The sequence below is a fragment of the Ruegeria sp. YTSA064 genome, assembly GCF_059610325.1.
The window spans coordinates 150285-163565 of record NZ_JBXWNK010000010.1 but is presented as its reverse complement, the minus strand read 5'-3'; the positions used below and the strand labels follow the sequence as shown (position 1 = coordinate 163565).

Sequence of the window (13281 nt, the reverse complement as noted above, 5' to 3'; positions counted from 1 at the left end):
GGTATGTCCTAGCGGGTGGACCATTCGCTCCGCAAACGCGGCTTTACTTTTTTGCAGGATCTGAAACTTAATGTTCAGTAACTGAAACTTGAGGACCATCGTGTTAACTGAAAAGACTCTTTCCGCCTTTCTGCACCTTGCCGAGACGGGCAACTTTCAGGAAGCGGCCAAACGTCTGGGCGTCTCGAACGCGTCGCTGTCGCGCTATGTTTCGATGGCCGAGGAACAAGTCGGCTTTCCGCTGTTTCACCGCAAACGCGGCAACAGCGGACTGACGCGTGAGGGGCAAACGTTCCTGCCGGTGGCAAAAACTCTGCAGGCGGATTTGAATCGCTGCGCTGATCAAGTGGAGCGTATCCGTCTGGATACCGGTCAAACCGTGCGGATCGGCTGTGGCCCTTTGACGCCGCGTACGCTGGTGCGGCCCGCGATTCAGGCCGCCTTGCAGCAATCCCCCGCATTCCGTTTCAGGGTGGATGTCAGCGCGCGGCAGGCACCGATCGAGATGCTCGAGAATGGTGAAATCGACATCTATCTGGGCGATCTGACCCATACGTCAGAGACCGAGAATATCGAGTTGATGATGTTCGAAAAGCGTGCGGTGGTGTTTGCTGCCCATGTTTCACATCCATTGCATGACACCGCCCCTGCAACCTTGAATGCGCTATTCTCGTATCCTTTAGCCTCGCCGCATCTGCATAAGCATTGGCGTGCGGCGATCACGCGGGCATTGGGCGGCACCGACGAAGCGGCCGAAAAAGTCAGAGCGTTGCCTCAGGTGGAAAGTGATGATTATGCCTTTCTAACGTCGCTGCTGACGGGCCCCGAGTTTGTTGTCGGCGGGATGCCTGAAACCTTCGCCGAACTTGTCGCGGACGGATCGGTCAAGCTGATCGAAACCACGCCGCCGATTACCTGGAACATATGCGCTGCACGAAAGGCAGGACCGGGTCAGCCTGCCACCGAAGCCCTGTGGAAACAGCTTGAGGAACTGGCTGGTCAAAACCCTGGGTGATGCATTATTCACCCAAATGGTTGACTGAAGCATGAAAGGGGTATAATTCATCCAAATGGTTGAACGAGAGAGTCGCTATGACCTGGGCGCAATATTGAAGGCCGCGTCCGACCCGACACGCCGAGCGATCCTGACAATGCTTGCGCAGCAGGGTCCCTTGCGGGTGACGGATATCGCGCGACGCTTCGAGATGAGCCTCAATTCGGTATCCAAGCACATCAAGGTGCTGGAAAATGCCGGGTTGGTGCAGCGTCGGACAGAATGGCGCGAACATCTGATCGAGGTTCAGATGGATCCCTTGTCAGCCGTGGATGAATGGTTTGCCGGGCTGCGTTCAATTTGGGCGCTTCGGCTGGACGCCTTGGAAACTGCTTTGGAGGACCCAGAAGATGACGGAACTGTCCCTTGAAATAACGCGCGCCATCCCGCACCCGCCTGAAAAGGTGTTTGACGCGTGGCTGAACCCGGAAATGCTGGCTAAATTCATGCTGCCCGGCCCCAACATGACCGTGCCCGAGGCACAATCCGACGCCCAGGTCGGTGGCCGGTTCAAGATCATCATGCGCGCACCCGAGGCCGGAGACCTCCCGCATGAGGGCGAATATAAGGTCATCGACCGGCCCAACCGGCTGCAATTCACTTGGAACTCTCCCTACAGCAAGGACGATTCCACCGTGACGCTGGATTTCACACCCACTGAAAAGGGCACCAAACTGCGCCTGCACCACATCCGCTTTCCGTCACAGGAAAGCCGCGACAATCATGAAGGCGGCTGGGCCCGAATCCTTGAATCGCTGGAGGGTGCGCTGTGATCAACTGGCTCGCCCTTGGCGCGGGAGTAATCGCCGCCTTTCTGTTGGGGTGGCTGGTCTACGGCCCCATCGGGTTTCAGAAACGCTGGGCTGAAGGCACGCGGATCGATCCCACCCCACCCGCTTCTCCACCTCTGCCGCAAATGGCAGCCCAGATCGTGTTTTTGATCCTGCTGGCCTCAGTGATTGCCGTAACTGAGACGACCAACAGCCTTGGGGTTGCGGTACTGGCCATCCTTGCAGTCGTAGCACAGACGGCCTCGGTCGGGGCATGGGCGCAGAAAAGCGGCTTCGCCATCGCGGTCGATGCGGGCTATGCGTTAGGATGCGGCGTGGTGATGATCCTGGCGCACGCGATCCTTTGAAATATCGACCCCTGCCTGGCTTGGGCGGGGGTTAGGCAAACCCCTGCCCCTCAAAAACTCCCGACTTTCCAAAGCTTGCAAACTGATGTATGGGCCAGTCATCTGAGACGTTGTGCCCTGACCCCGGCACTCGAACGGAAGATAAATGGGGTCGGCGGCAATGGGGCCGCCACGCAAACCGGAGACCCGCAGGGGCGGGAGTGCTCCGTTCTAGGATACGCATATGTTTGATGTAACGAAGAAATCTATGCAGTGGGGCGAAGAGACGCTCACACTGGAAACCGGCAAAGTTGCCCGTCAGGCGGACGGCAGCGTAATTGCCACGCTGGGCGAAACCAGCGTCATGGCGAACGTGACCTTTGCTCGGGCTCAAAAACCTGGTCAGGACTTTTTCCCGCTGACCGTACACTACCAAGAGAAATACTATGCCGCCGGTAAGGTTCCGGGTGGCTTCTTCAAGCGCGAGGCGCGCCCGACCGAGAAAGAGACGCTGACTGCGCGACTCATCGACCGTCCGATCCGCCCGCTGTTCGTCGACGGCTTCAAAAACGAAGTTCTGGTGATGTGCACCGTGCTGTCCCACGATCTGGTCAACGATCCCGACATCGTTGCGATGATCGCGGCATCCGCTGCCCTGACCATTTCCGGTGCGCCGTTCATGGGCCCGATCGCCGGTGCCCGCGTTGGCTTCGAGGATGGCGAATACGTTCTGAACCCGACCGTCGATGACATGCAGGACCTGCGCCTGAACCCCGAGCAGCGTCTGGATCTGGTTGTTGCCGGCACCAAAGACGCCGTGATGATGGTTGAATCGGAAGCGTACGAGCTGTCCGAGGCAGAAATGCTGGGCGCGGTGACCTTTGCGCATGAGCAGATTCAGCCCGTGATCGACCTGATCATCTCGCTGGCTGAAGAAGCCGCGAAAGAGCCGTTTGAATTCGAAGCGCCCGATTACTCGGAGCTGTCCGCCGCTGTTGCCGCAGCTGGTGAAGAGCAGATGCGCGCCGCTTTCGCGATCACCGACAAGCAAGAGCGCACCGCCGCTGTTGCCGCTGCCCGTGAAGCGATCAAAGAGGCGCTGACCGAGGAACAGCTGGAAGACGGCAACCTCGGTTCTGCAATGAAAAAGCTGGAAGCTGGCATTCTGCGCGGCGACGTCGTCAAAGGCGGCAAGCGGATCGACGGTCGTTCGACCACTGATATCCGTTCGATCGTTGCAGAAACCTCGATGCTGCCGCGGACCCACGGTTCCGCCCTGTTCACCCGTGGTGAAACACAGGCGCTGGCCGTGACCACGCTGGGCACCGGTGACGATGAGCAGTTCATCGACGCGCTGCACGGCAACTTCAAATCGAACTTCCTGCTGCACTATAACTTCCCTCCCTACTCGGTTGGTGAAGTTGGCCGCGTAGGTGGCCCGGGCCGTCGTGAGATTGGCCACGGCAAGCTAGCATGGCGCGCCCTTCAGGCGGTTCTGCCTGCGGCGACCGACTTCCCCTACACGATCCGCATTGTGTCGGAGATCACCGAATCCAACGGCTCCAGCTCGATGGCATCGGTCTGCGGCGGTTCGCTGTCGATGATGGATGCAGGCGTTCCGCTGAAAGCACCGGTTGCTGGTGTGGCCATGGGTCTGATCCTGGAAGATGACGGCGATTACGCCATCCTGTCGGACATTCTGGGTGACGAAGACCACCTGGGCGACATGGACTTCAAGGTGGCGGGTACCGAAAACGGCATCACCTCGCTGCAGATGGACATCAAGGTTGCAGGCATCACGCCCGAGATCATGGAGAAAGCCCTGGCGCAAGCCAAGGACGGCCGGATGCACATCCTTGGCGAGATGGGCAAAGCCCTGTCCGAGACCAACGAGTTCTCGGTCCACGCACCGCGCATCGAGACCATGAACATCCCGACCGACAAGATCCGCGAAGTGATCGGCTCGGGCGGTAAGGTCATCCGCGAAATCGTCGAGGTTTCGGGTGCCAAGGTCGACATCAACGACGACGGCGTCATCAAGATCGCCTCGCCTGACGGTGAATCGATCAAGAAGGCCTATGAAATGATCCACTCGATCGTTGCCGAGCCGGAAGAGGGACAAATCTACACCGGTAAAGTGGTCAAGATCGTCGATTTCGGTGCCTTCGTGAACTTCTTTGGCAAGCGCGACGGTCTGGTACACGTGTCCCAGATCGAAAACCGCCGCCTGAACCATCCTTCGGATGTTCTGAAGGAAGGTCAGGAAGTAAAGGTCAAGCTGCTGGGCTTTGACGATCGCGGCAAGGTCCGCCTGTCGATGAAAGTTGTCGATCAGGAAACCGGCGAAGAGATCGTGCCCGAGAAGAAAGAAAAGAAAGAGGAAAGCGCAGAGTAATCTGCCTTTACTGTTTGGATGCGAGAGACCCCGGTTCAGGCCGGGGTCTTTTTGTCTTTATGATCCCCGCATAAACCGAAGCAAGTGCCGCCCACTTCGGACCTATGTGTTGGAGCGGAGCTCTCATTCCAAATCCGCTCCGATTTGCAGAACAGTGTCGAGGAAAAGCTCCAGATCTTGCCGCTGCGTGCGGTGATTGTTGATCGCCACGCGCAAGCAATGCTTCCCGTCCAGGGTGGTATCAGAGGGAACCGCGATGCCGGATTCCTGAACCCGTAACATGATTTCTGTGTTGATTTCCCTTAGCCGATCTTCATCCACGATCCCATTGGTATAGCGAAAGCACACGATGTTCAGGTCCACGGGCGCGACGAGTTCAAGCCGCTGGTCGGCACTCACCAATTGCTGCAGATATCGCGCCTGTTCGATGTTCTGATCGATCAGACGGCCAAACTTTTCGACCCCGTTCTCTTTCAGTGACATCCAGATTTTGAGTGCTTTAAACCCCCGGCTAAGTTCAAAACTATAGTCGGCCAAAAACTTGCCAGCGATCAGCCCGCGTTCCTGAATTTGCAGATAGTCGCCGTGCATCTCAAACGTATCGAAATGGCGCTTTGCGTCCCGGACCAGAACGCAGCCAGCTTCGAAAGGGGTGTGCAGCCATTTATGCGGGTCCAAGGCGATGGAGTCGGCCAACTCTATTCCATCAACCAAATGTTTGTTGGCGGACGCCAGACGCAGGAAAGCACCAATACAGCCGTCAACATGGAACCACATCCCTTCGCGACGACAGATTTCCCCGACTGCAGTGAGATCATCCATTGCACCGGTATTCGTCGTCCCTGCCGTCGCGATCACGCAGGCCGGTTTGATGCCATTGGCCCGGTCTGCTGCGATGGCGTTTTCCAACGCAGGGATGCGCATTCGATTGTGGTCATCGCTTGCAACCGCTGTCAGCGACTTTGCGCCATGGCCCATCGTCTCGAGTGCTTTCTGATGGCAGCTATGTACTTGGTCTGAAGCGTAAAACCTGAGGGGTTGCGGCATGCCCAATATGCCTTCGGCGCGAACGTCAACGCCGGCAAGTGCGTTTCGCGCCACATTCAGAGCCACCATATTGGCCATCGAGCCACCGCTGGTCAGAGTTCCACTAGCGTCCTCGGGAAAGCCCATCAATTCCTTGAACCAGTCAACCACCTGATTGTCGATCATCGCCGCAGCCGTGTTGCCGCCACCAAGGTTCGAACCGTCAACCGCGGCAATAAAATCGCCCAGTGCACCGGTGAAATTGGACGAACCCATATACCATCCCCAGAACCGTGGATGGATGTTGCCCATGGAATACGGGAACAGGTTTTCGCGCAGGTCGGCATAGACGGCATCAAGCGGCTGCGACGTCATGGGTGCAGGGGATTTGAAGAAGTTTCGAACTGTATCCGGCATTTCCTGCCAGACATGCCGATCACGGACCTGGGACAAATGCCCGATCGCATCGTCAACCATCTGATGTGCAAGATTACGCGATAGAGTCCAGTCTTCCGGATCCAGAGATTCTTCAAAATTGCCCATGTCAAAACCCCCAAGTGTTCAAAAGCCTCAAGTGTGGGGTGCACATGATACTTAGTCAATCTGCCTTGGATTCTGATCCTGATTTGGCCGGTCAATAAAGCTGTCAGACCCTATGCGCGCTTCATTAGAAAGGAGACACCCACGGGGCCTCGGGTACCGCTCACACCGTCCTTAGCCGCACTCAGGTGCTGGTTCGGTAAACCAATTCTTAACACTTATAAGTTGAGTTAGCTCAAAGTTAAGGAATATAATGATATCTGGGAAATCGCTCCGCTTTGGCCTCGATCACCATCTATGAAATCAGCGGCGACCCGTTTGGCAATCCAAGCGTGACCATCACCGAAGGGTATCAGGTCGAAATCACCGATGATGACGGCCTTCTTGAGGATCCGGATGGAAACGGCGGCAAGCAGTTTAACACCAGTACGCTTCCTAACCTGGACAACTCGGGCAACCTCCAGATTTTCGAAGGTTACACGGCCACTGTAAGCGGGGTGCCAGTTACCTATACGCTGATTAATTTTTCAGGGACGCAATACATCGTCGTGACCTCTGGCGATGTTGAAGTCGGCGATGTTCTGACAGGCAACACGCTGGCGCAAAACCCAGCGCCGCTGGTGGCCTATGACAGCCTGCCTAGCTTTGTCTGCTTCACATCGGGGTCCTACATCCTAACCCCGTCCGGTCGCCGCTTGATTGAAGAGATCAAAGTCGGGGATCAGGTGATCGTCGCGGATGGCACCAGCCGGGCCGTGCGCTGGGTGGGTAGACGACTGCTGAGTGAGACGAATTTGAAGCAAACCCCAAAGCATTGCCCGATCCGAATCAATGCAGGCAGTCTTGGACCGCAAACGCCGTCGCGAGATCTGCTGCTGTCGCCGCAGCATCGGGTGGTCGTTTCGTCACCGGCAATGGAACTTCATCATAATCACTCGATGATGCTGGCGACTGCTAAATCTCTGGTCAACGGCAAGACCATCAACCAGCTGCCGCCGGGAGGAGGTGTCGAGTATATTCACATCCTGTTCGACCAGCATGAGTTGATGAATGTTGAAGGGTTGTGGTCGGAATCATTTTATCCCGGCGACCATACACTCGACGTGATGAGTGTGGCGGTGAAGGAAGAGCTGTTCGGTCTGTTTCCCGAACTGCAGTCGGGTGCACGCGGCTATGGTGATACCGTGTTGCCGGTGCTGAGATCATTCGAAGTGCAGATTTTGCGCTCGGGTTTGTGCGCCCCTTCCGGGACCACACCAGCTTTTGTGCATTGAAAAAAGCAGGGGGCTTTTGCCCCCTGCCCGTCTATCCGTTTAGGACGGCGCTTTGGTCTTGCGCAGATAAGGGAAGATCGTCTCGAACTCGCCGAACTTTTCTTTCGCCTCATCATTCGATACCGTAGGCGGGATGATCACATCCTCACCCGGCACCCAGTTGGCGGGAGTTGCCACGCCCTTGGCGCTCATTTGCAGCCCGTCCAGTGCGCGCAGGATCTCGGCAAAGTTCCGACCCACGGTCATTGGGTAGGTCATCGACAGTTTCAGTTGCTTGTCCGGGCCAATGATAAAGACCGAACGTACGGTGGCACTGTCGGCAGGCGTGCGGCCGTCGGGCAGATAAGCTTCGGCAGGCAACATGTCGAAGGCCTTAGACACCGCCAACCCATCATCAGCAATGATCGGGAAGCCGGGGTTGGCGTTGCCATATGCTTCGATGTCTTTCTTCCACTTCTTGTGGTCTTCGACACCATCGACCGACACACCCATCACCTTGGTGTTCCGCGCCGCCCATTCATCATTCAGCTGCGCAACGGCCGAGAACTCGGTCGTGCAGACAGGGGTGAAATCCTTGGGATGCGAGAACAGGATTGCCCAGCTGTCGCCGATCCAGTCATGGAATTGGACGGTGCCTTGATCGGTTTCTGCTGTAAAATTCGGGACGGTGTCATTGATACGCAAACCCATTGGAAAACTCCTCTACTGTGAAAATCGTGAGTCGGTTGCAGCCAATCTAATCACTTAGCGCAAAGGTTAAACCATTCATGTTGCCCTGTCAGGAAATTCGGTAGATACATAATTTGATCAAATTATGATTCTCACTTGCCTTGCATCAGGTCAGGTGACAGAGTGCACATGAAAACCGACCGGACGGTCGATTTATTTTTGCTCCGGAGGATGAGCCATGATCGAAAAGCGCGATTTCTATATCAACGGCAAATGGGTCGCCCCATCAGAACCGAATGATTTCAATGTCATCGACCCCTCGACCGAAGAGCCCTGCGCGGTGATCTCGCTGGGATCTGAGGCCGACACGAATGCGGCGGTCGCTGCGGCCAAAGCCGCCCTGCCCGGCTGGATGGCCACACCCGTCGAAGAGCGCATCGCTTTGGTGGAAAAGCTGGTCGACATCTATGCTACGCGTTCGGAGGATCTGGCGCAGGCGATGTCCATGGAAATGGGTGCGCCGATTGACATGGCGCGTACCCAGCAATCCGGTGCGGGCATCTATCACCTGAAAAACTTTATCCGCGCCGCCAAGGCGTTTCAGTTCGAACGTCCGCTGGGTGATCACGCGCCGAATGACCGGATCATCTATGAGGCGGTAGGTGTCGCCGCCCTGATCACGCCCTGGAATTGGCCGATGAATCAGGTCACGCTCAAGGTGGGCGCCGCTGCGATTGCGGGCTGCACGATGGTGATAAAACCCTCGGAACAGAGCCCGCTGAACGCGATGATTTTTGCCGAGATGATGGATGAGGCTGGTTTCCCAGCAGGCGTCTTCAATCTGGTGAACGGCGATGGTGTCGGCGTCGGCTCGCAGCTATCGGGGCATCCGGATGTGGATATGGTCAGCTTCACCGGCTCGACCCGCGCAGGTACTGCGATTTCCAAAAACGCTGCCGATACCTTGAAGAAGGTACATCTGGAACTGGGTGGCAAAGGCGCAAATGTGGTCTTTGCAGATGCGGATGAAAAGGCCGTCAAACGCGGCGTGCTGCACATGATGAACAACACCGGCCAAAGCTGCAACGCGCCCAGCCGGATGCTGGTGCAGCGTCCCATATATGACCAGGCGGTTGAGACCGCCGCCGAGGTCGCCAACAAGGTTACCGTGGGCAGCGCCGCTGAAGAAGGTCGCCATATCGGACCGGTGGTGAATGAGGTTCAGTGGACCAAGATTCAGGACCTGATCCAGCAGGGTATCGACGAAGGAGCGCGCCTGGTCGCTGGTGGCACCGGTCGGCCCGAGGGATTGAACAAGGGCTATTATGTACGCCCCACAGTATTTGCTGATGCAAACAATCAGATGACAATCGCCCGCGAAGAAATCTTTGGCCCCGTCCTGACCATGATCCCGTTTGATACCGAGGATGAGGCCATCGAGATCGCCAATGACACGCCTTATGGGCTAACCAACTATGTGCAGACCCAAGATGGCGACCGTGCCAATCGAATGGCCCGCGTGTTGCGATCCGGCATGGTTGAGATGAATGGCCAGTCTCGCAGTGCAGGGTCACCGTTTGGGGGTATGAAGCAATCCGGGAACGGTCGTGAAGGCGGCGTGTGGGGGTTGGAAGACTTTCTGGAAGTGAAGGCCGTAGGCGGCTGGGCTGCGGAGTAAGTATCCATAACATTTGACTTTGGTGGAGTGCGCTTCGCAGGCGCGCTCCGCTTTCATTTGGAAACGCTTCCCAGCGTCTCGGAACTGGCCAAACTTGAAAAAAGCCTTCTGGGTGACCATACCTGCCAGTTATGCAAATAGAAGAAATCTGGCCAAACTACCGCGCACGTATCAAGGCGTTCCTGCATTCCAAGGTGGCAAACCCGGCGGATGTAGACGATCTTTTGCAGGAAATATCGATCAAGGTTTTCACAGGGCTGCCGACACTCAGCGACCCTTCGAAATTGCAATCCTGGCTGTTCCAGACTGCTGACCGCACAATCATCGATTTCTACAGAAAAAACGCGCGGGCAAAGATCGTTGATCCTGAAGATCTTTGGTATTCTAGTGACGATCCGGGCATCCGTCAGGAACTGGAAAATTGCGTCGAGCCATTTATCCGCGGCTTGCCCGCCGAGACGGCAAAGCTACTTATGGACATCGACATCAATGGCATGTCCCAAAAAGAATATGCCAAGGCTCACGGACTATCTTATTCGACATTGAAATCCAGAGTTCAAAAGGGTCGCGACGACCTGCGTAAAGCATTTGACGATTGCTGTAACTGGACCATGGATACACGCGGAAATATTGCGGAATATCATTTGAAGCCAGATAACTGCAAAAAATGTTGAGCCAATCTTCGTCTTTTTGATGCGGGCGCCGTCTTACAGGTGAACGTATCAAAAGGATAAAACGATGATCAAAATTATCAGCTTCAAAATCTGCCCGTTCGTGCAGCGTGTCACCGCTATGCTGGAAGCAAAAAACGTAGCCTATGACGTTGAATACATCAGCCTAAGCGACAAACCGGACTGGTTTTTGGAAATTTCACCGACGGGCCAAGTGCCTGTCCTGGTAACCGAGAACGGTACCGTGCTGTTCGAATCCGACGCGATCGTAGAATATATCGACGATGTCACAGCGCCATTGCAGACAGACATTTCGCCCGAGCAACGCGCAGTTAATCGCGCTTGGAGCTATCAGGCGACGAAACACTATCTGGTCCAATGCAGTACGATGCAGAGCGCCGACAAGGCGACGCTGGATGATCGCATCCGCAAACTGGATGCGTCGTTTGCCAGGGTAGAGAAACAACTGGGCGAGGGCTCATTTTTTGCCGGCGAAGAACTCGGCAATGTTGATATCGCATGGCTGCCGCTGCTGCACCGCGCGGCTATTGTCGAAAAACAAAGCGGTTATGACATGCTTGCGGGTTATCCCAAAGTGAAGGCATGGCAGCAGGCTGTGCTGCAAACGGGAATTCCGGCGAAATCCGTACCCGCGGATTTCGATCAGAAGTTCTCGGATTTTTATTTGGCCGAACGCACATGGCTTGGGCGAGGTGCAAACCTGAATGAAGCACCCAGCGCGCCTGCAAAATCCACCGGGAGCGGGTGCTGCGGATAGAATAGGAATGCTCCTGCCCTGCAATCGCCGGGCAGGAGCTCGCTATCAAACCGGTCGAATGGTCAGTTGAGGCTCTCCATTCGACGTGTGCCGGGTGGATCGACCATCCCAGCCAATCTCGCCGGTGACACGCTGCCGATAAGCCGAAAAACTATCGAACTGTACCACATCTACAGGCGCGTCGAACTGCAGGGTCACCCGCCGATGTGATCCATCACCCAAGATTGTCAGGCCACGGATTTCCGCAGTAAAGGGCTGACCCAAATATCGGCCCTCAACCCGGTCACCAATGCGTAGTTGCATTCGGTTACCGGCCAAGGCGTGCAGGGTGTTCCAATCGCGCACACCATGCTGATGTGCCAGCAATTCCAACGCCTCGCTATGCAATAGCGTAACACCTGTATCTTGCAGGCGTTTGCGCAGGCGTTTTGCCTGCTCTTTCAGCTCCGCAACCGGAGCGATGTTTTGAGTTTGTGTCATGATGTGCCTCGTTTCCTTGAACGGGCGCGAAATCTGGACGGGGCTCGCATTGCCATCCGCGCGCCTGGAAAGGGCAACAGATGTGATTCAACCGGGTTTCACCAAAGCCAAAGGCTGCGAACGGCAGGGGACCCGAACCTGCCGCGCCTTTTGGCAGCCTCGGGTCGACCTGTCAATCAGGCGTCCGCCTGCGCAGCCTCAAAGGCCAGCATGGCGCGTTTGACCGGCAGCCCCCAGTGGTAACCACCCAAACCGCCCGATTTGCGTAAGGCACGGTGGCACGGGATCAGCCAGCTGACCGGGTTGCGCCCGACCGCGGTGCCCACGGCGCGTACCGCTTGTGGCGAACCAACCCGCTGCGCGATTTCTGAATAGGTAGTGACCTGTCCAGATGGGATGTGCATCAACGCCTCCCACACTTTGATCTGCAACGGAGAGCCAATCAGATAGAGCGGGGTCGGTTGCAAGCGGTCACTTTCGGCGCCAAAGGCACTAAGAACCCATGGGCGCAAACGCATCGGGTCTTCGACGAACTCGGCCTGAGGCCAGCGCGACAGCATGTCTTCCATCGCCTCTACTTCACCTGTTTCAGCGCCAAAGGCGATGCCGCAGATCCCCTTGTCGGTCCCCATGACCAGAGCTGGGCCAAACGGGCTTTCAAACCAACCCCAATAGATCGTCAGACCCGCGCCTTTACGCGCGTATTCGCCGGGGCTCATGGATTCCCATTTCAGGAACAGATCGTGTAACCGCCCGCTACCGGATAATCCGACGTTATGCGCGGTCTCCAGCGTGGTAAAACGTTCGCGTAGCAGTGCCTTGGCATGGCCCAAAGTCAGGTATTGCTGATATCGCTTAGGTGACACCCCAGTCCAGCGCGAGAACAGGCGCTGGAAATGGGCTGGGCTCATATCCATTTGGCGGGCCAGCTCATCAAGGCTGAGATTCTCTCCACCCTGATCGATCAATTCGATCGCGCGCCGCATGACGTTGTAATGATATCCGCTTTCTGCTGTCTGGATGTTCATCGGTCACCTCATCAGTTACAGGAACAGTAACTTGCCCCCGGCGATCTTGCGACCCGGAACCTGCGCTTTATCTTGTCAACTGAGTTGACGAATCAATCTGTGTGCCCCTACTATTCAGGTATGGAACACAGGTTGGATCAGCTTTATCAGGCAGTGCAGGCCGCCCGGCCATTGCTTCGGAACATCACGGCAGCCGTTGAGCAGGGCAGCCAGCGCAAAGGCGTGACCGTCGGACAACGTGCCCTACTGGAAGGTCTATCGCTATTTCCAGGCGCGACCGCCCCGGTGCTGTGCGCCAAGCTGCAGCTGAAACGGCAATATGTCTCGCGCATCTTAAAAGAGCTGATGAGCGAACAGCTGATCGAAAGCCAACCCAATTCCAGACGTGCAGGCACCCATTGCTACCGACTGAGCCCTTCGGGCGATGCGACGATCACGGCAATCAGAGCGGATGAGATGACAAAGCTGTCATGCTTTGCACAGGATTTTTCTGCGTCAGAGCTTGCCGCTTACCACAAGGTTCAACTTGCCCTGACCCGGTACTTTGCAGACCTCGCCAAGGATACCTGAC

14 protein-coding genes are annotated in these 13281 nt (G+C 56.3%); 10 read left to right on the top strand and 4 right to left on the bottom strand.

Going from position 1 to position 13281, the window contains the following annotated elements; all coding sequences use genetic code 11:
- The first annotated feature begins 100 nt into the window (after nucleotides 1-100).
- From AC2FI7_RS16235 to pnp, 5 genes are all read left to right on the top strand, one after another.
- A complete protein-coding gene (locus tag AC2FI7_RS16235) occupies nucleotides 101-1015 on the top strand; it encodes a LysR family transcriptional regulator (RefSeq protein ID WP_010438615.1) in 915 nt (304 codons plus the stop codon).
- Nucleotides 1016-1070: 55 nt separating this feature from the next.
- Nucleotides 1071-1424 (top strand): ArsR/SmtB family transcription factor, encoded by a 354-nt coding sequence (locus tag AC2FI7_RS16230; RefSeq protein WP_010438614.1) that lies wholly within the window; start codon nucleotides 1071-1073, stop codon nucleotides 1422-1424.
- Nucleotides 1405-1827, top strand: coding sequence for an SRPBCC family protein (locus AC2FI7_RS16225; RefSeq protein ID WP_496815762.1), 423 nt, complete (start codon nucleotides 1405-1407; stop codon nucleotides 1825-1827). The genes AC2FI7_RS16230 and AC2FI7_RS16225 overlap by 20 nt, the downstream gene beginning before the upstream one ends.
- The gene (locus AC2FI7_RS16220; protein WP_010438612.1) at nucleotides 1824-2192 is read left to right on the top strand and encodes a DUF1761 family protein; all 369 of its coding nucleotides are present in this window, start codon (nucleotides 1824-1826) and stop codon (nucleotides 2190-2192) included. The genes AC2FI7_RS16225 and AC2FI7_RS16220 overlap by 4 nt, the downstream gene beginning before the upstream one ends.
- A gap of 223 nt (nucleotides 2193-2415) precedes the next feature.
- Nucleotides 2416-4566 carry a polyribonucleotide nucleotidyltransferase gene (gene pnp / locus AC2FI7_RS16215; RefSeq protein ID WP_029621705.1) on the top strand — a complete coding sequence of 717 codons (2151 nt, stop codon included), beginning with the start codon at nucleotides 2416-2418 and terminating at the stop codon, nucleotides 4564-4566.
- A 123-nt stretch (nucleotides 4567-4689) separates the two neighbouring features.
- Here pnp and AC2FI7_RS16210 read toward each other — a convergent pair whose 3' ends face one another.
- On the bottom strand, nucleotides 4690-6135 hold the full coding sequence (locus tag AC2FI7_RS16210; protein ID WP_496815761.1) for a pyridoxal phosphate-dependent decarboxylase family protein: 1446 nt from the start codon (nucleotides 6133-6135) through the stop codon (nucleotides 4690-4692).
- A gap of 275 nt (nucleotides 6136-6410) precedes the next feature.
- Here AC2FI7_RS16210 and AC2FI7_RS16205 point away from each other — a divergent pair, with 275 nt between their 5' ends.
- Nucleotides 6411-7406, top strand: coding sequence for a Hint domain-containing protein (locus tag AC2FI7_RS16205; RefSeq protein WP_496815760.1), 996 nt, complete (start codon nucleotides 6411-6413; stop codon nucleotides 7404-7406).
- Nucleotides 7407-7445: 39 nt separating this feature from the next.
- Here the strand turns inward: AC2FI7_RS16205 and AC2FI7_RS16200 are convergent, their stop codons facing one another.
- Complete coding sequence (locus tag AC2FI7_RS16200; RefSeq protein ID WP_010438607.1) at nucleotides 7446-8096, bottom strand: peroxiredoxin; 651 nt, start codon at nucleotides 8094-8096, stop codon at nucleotides 7446-7448.
- Nucleotides 8097-8313: 217 nt separating this feature from the next.
- On the opposite strand from AC2FI7_RS16200, the gene AC2FI7_RS16195 reads away from it, so the two are divergent.
- The 3 genes from AC2FI7_RS16195 (at nucleotide 8314) to AC2FI7_RS16185 (ending at nucleotide 11202) form a co-directional block, all read left to right on the top strand.
- Complete coding sequence (locus tag AC2FI7_RS16195; protein WP_010438605.1) at nucleotides 8314-9753, top strand: aldehyde dehydrogenase family protein; 1440 nt, start codon at nucleotides 8314-8316, stop codon at nucleotides 9751-9753.
- Between the two features lie 131 nt (nucleotides 9754-9884).
- The gene (gene sigZ, locus AC2FI7_RS16190; protein WP_010438603.1) at nucleotides 9885-10427 is read left to right on the top strand and encodes an RNA polymerase sigma factor SigZ; all 543 of its coding nucleotides are present in this window, start codon (nucleotides 9885-9887) and stop codon (nucleotides 10425-10427) included.
- A 64-nt stretch (nucleotides 10428-10491) separates the two neighbouring features.
- Nucleotides 10492-11202: a glutathione S-transferase family protein gene (locus tag AC2FI7_RS16185; protein ID WP_010438599.1), complete on the top strand. Its 711-nt coding sequence runs from the start codon at nucleotides 10492-10494 to the stop codon at nucleotides 11200-11202.
- A 45-nt stretch (nucleotides 11203-11247) separates the two neighbouring features.
- Here the strand turns inward: AC2FI7_RS16185 and AC2FI7_RS16180 are convergent, their stop codons facing one another.
- Both AC2FI7_RS16180 and AC2FI7_RS16175 read right to left on the bottom strand, forming a co-directional pair.
- Nucleotides 11248-11682 (bottom strand): glyoxalase superfamily protein, encoded by a 435-nt coding sequence (locus tag AC2FI7_RS16180; protein ID WP_010438596.1) that lies wholly within the window; start codon nucleotides 11680-11682, stop codon nucleotides 11248-11250.
- 176 nt (nucleotides 11683-11858) lie between these two features.
- A complete protein-coding gene (locus AC2FI7_RS16175) occupies nucleotides 11859-12710 on the bottom strand; it encodes a methylated-DNA--[protein]-cysteine S-methyltransferase (RefSeq protein WP_496815759.1) in 852 nt (283 codons plus the stop codon).
- A gap of 120 nt (nucleotides 12711-12830) precedes the next feature.
- Here AC2FI7_RS16175 and AC2FI7_RS16170 point away from each other — a divergent pair, with 120 nt between their 5' ends.
- Nucleotides 12831-13280 (top strand): MarR family transcriptional regulator, encoded by a 450-nt coding sequence (locus AC2FI7_RS16170; protein WP_037320704.1) that lies wholly within the window; start codon nucleotides 12831-12833, stop codon nucleotides 13278-13280.
- Nucleotide 13281: the final 1 nt, after the last annotated feature.

Excerpts from the sequence above, each read along its gene's own strand:
- AC2FI7_RS16175 (WP_496815759.1), bottom strand. The coding sequence starts at position 12,710 with ATGAACATCCAGACAGCAGAAAGCGGATATCATTACAACGTCATGCGG.
- AC2FI7_RS16180 (WP_010438596.1), bottom strand. The coding sequence starts at position 11,682 with ATGACACAAACTCAAAACATCGCTCCGGTTGCGGAGCTGAAAGAGCAG.
- AC2FI7_RS16225 (WP_496815762.1), top strand. The coding sequence starts at position 1,405 with ATGACGGAACTGTCCCTTGAAATAACGCGCGCCATCCCGCACCCGCCT.
- pnp (WP_029621705.1), top strand. The coding sequence starts at position 2,416 with ATGTTTGATGTAACGAAGAAATCTATGCAGTGGGGCGAAGAGACGCTC.
- AC2FI7_RS16170 (WP_037320704.1), top strand. The coding sequence starts at position 12,831 with ATGGAACACAGGTTGGATCAGCTTTATCAGGCAGTGCAGGCCGCCCGG.
- AC2FI7_RS16230 (WP_010438614.1), top strand. The coding sequence starts at position 1,071 with ATGGTTGAACGAGAGAGTCGCTATGACCTGGGCGCAATATTGAAGGCC.
- AC2FI7_RS16200 (WP_010438607.1), bottom strand. The coding sequence starts at position 8,096 with ATGGGTTTGCGTATCAATGACACCGTCCCGAATTTTACAGCAGAAACC.
- AC2FI7_RS16185 (WP_010438599.1), top strand. The coding sequence starts at position 10,492 with ATGATCAAAATTATCAGCTTCAAAATCTGCCCGTTCGTGCAGCGTGTC.
- AC2FI7_RS16195 (WP_010438605.1), top strand. The coding sequence starts at position 8,314 with ATGATCGAAAAGCGCGATTTCTATATCAACGGCAAATGGGTCGCCCCA.
- sigZ (WP_010438603.1), top strand. The coding sequence starts at position 9,885 with ATGCAAATAGAAGAAATCTGGCCAAACTACCGCGCACGTATCAAGGCG.
- AC2FI7_RS16210 (WP_496815761.1), bottom strand. The coding sequence starts at position 6,135 with ATGGGCAATTTTGAAGAATCTCTGGATCCGGAAGACTGGACTCTATCG.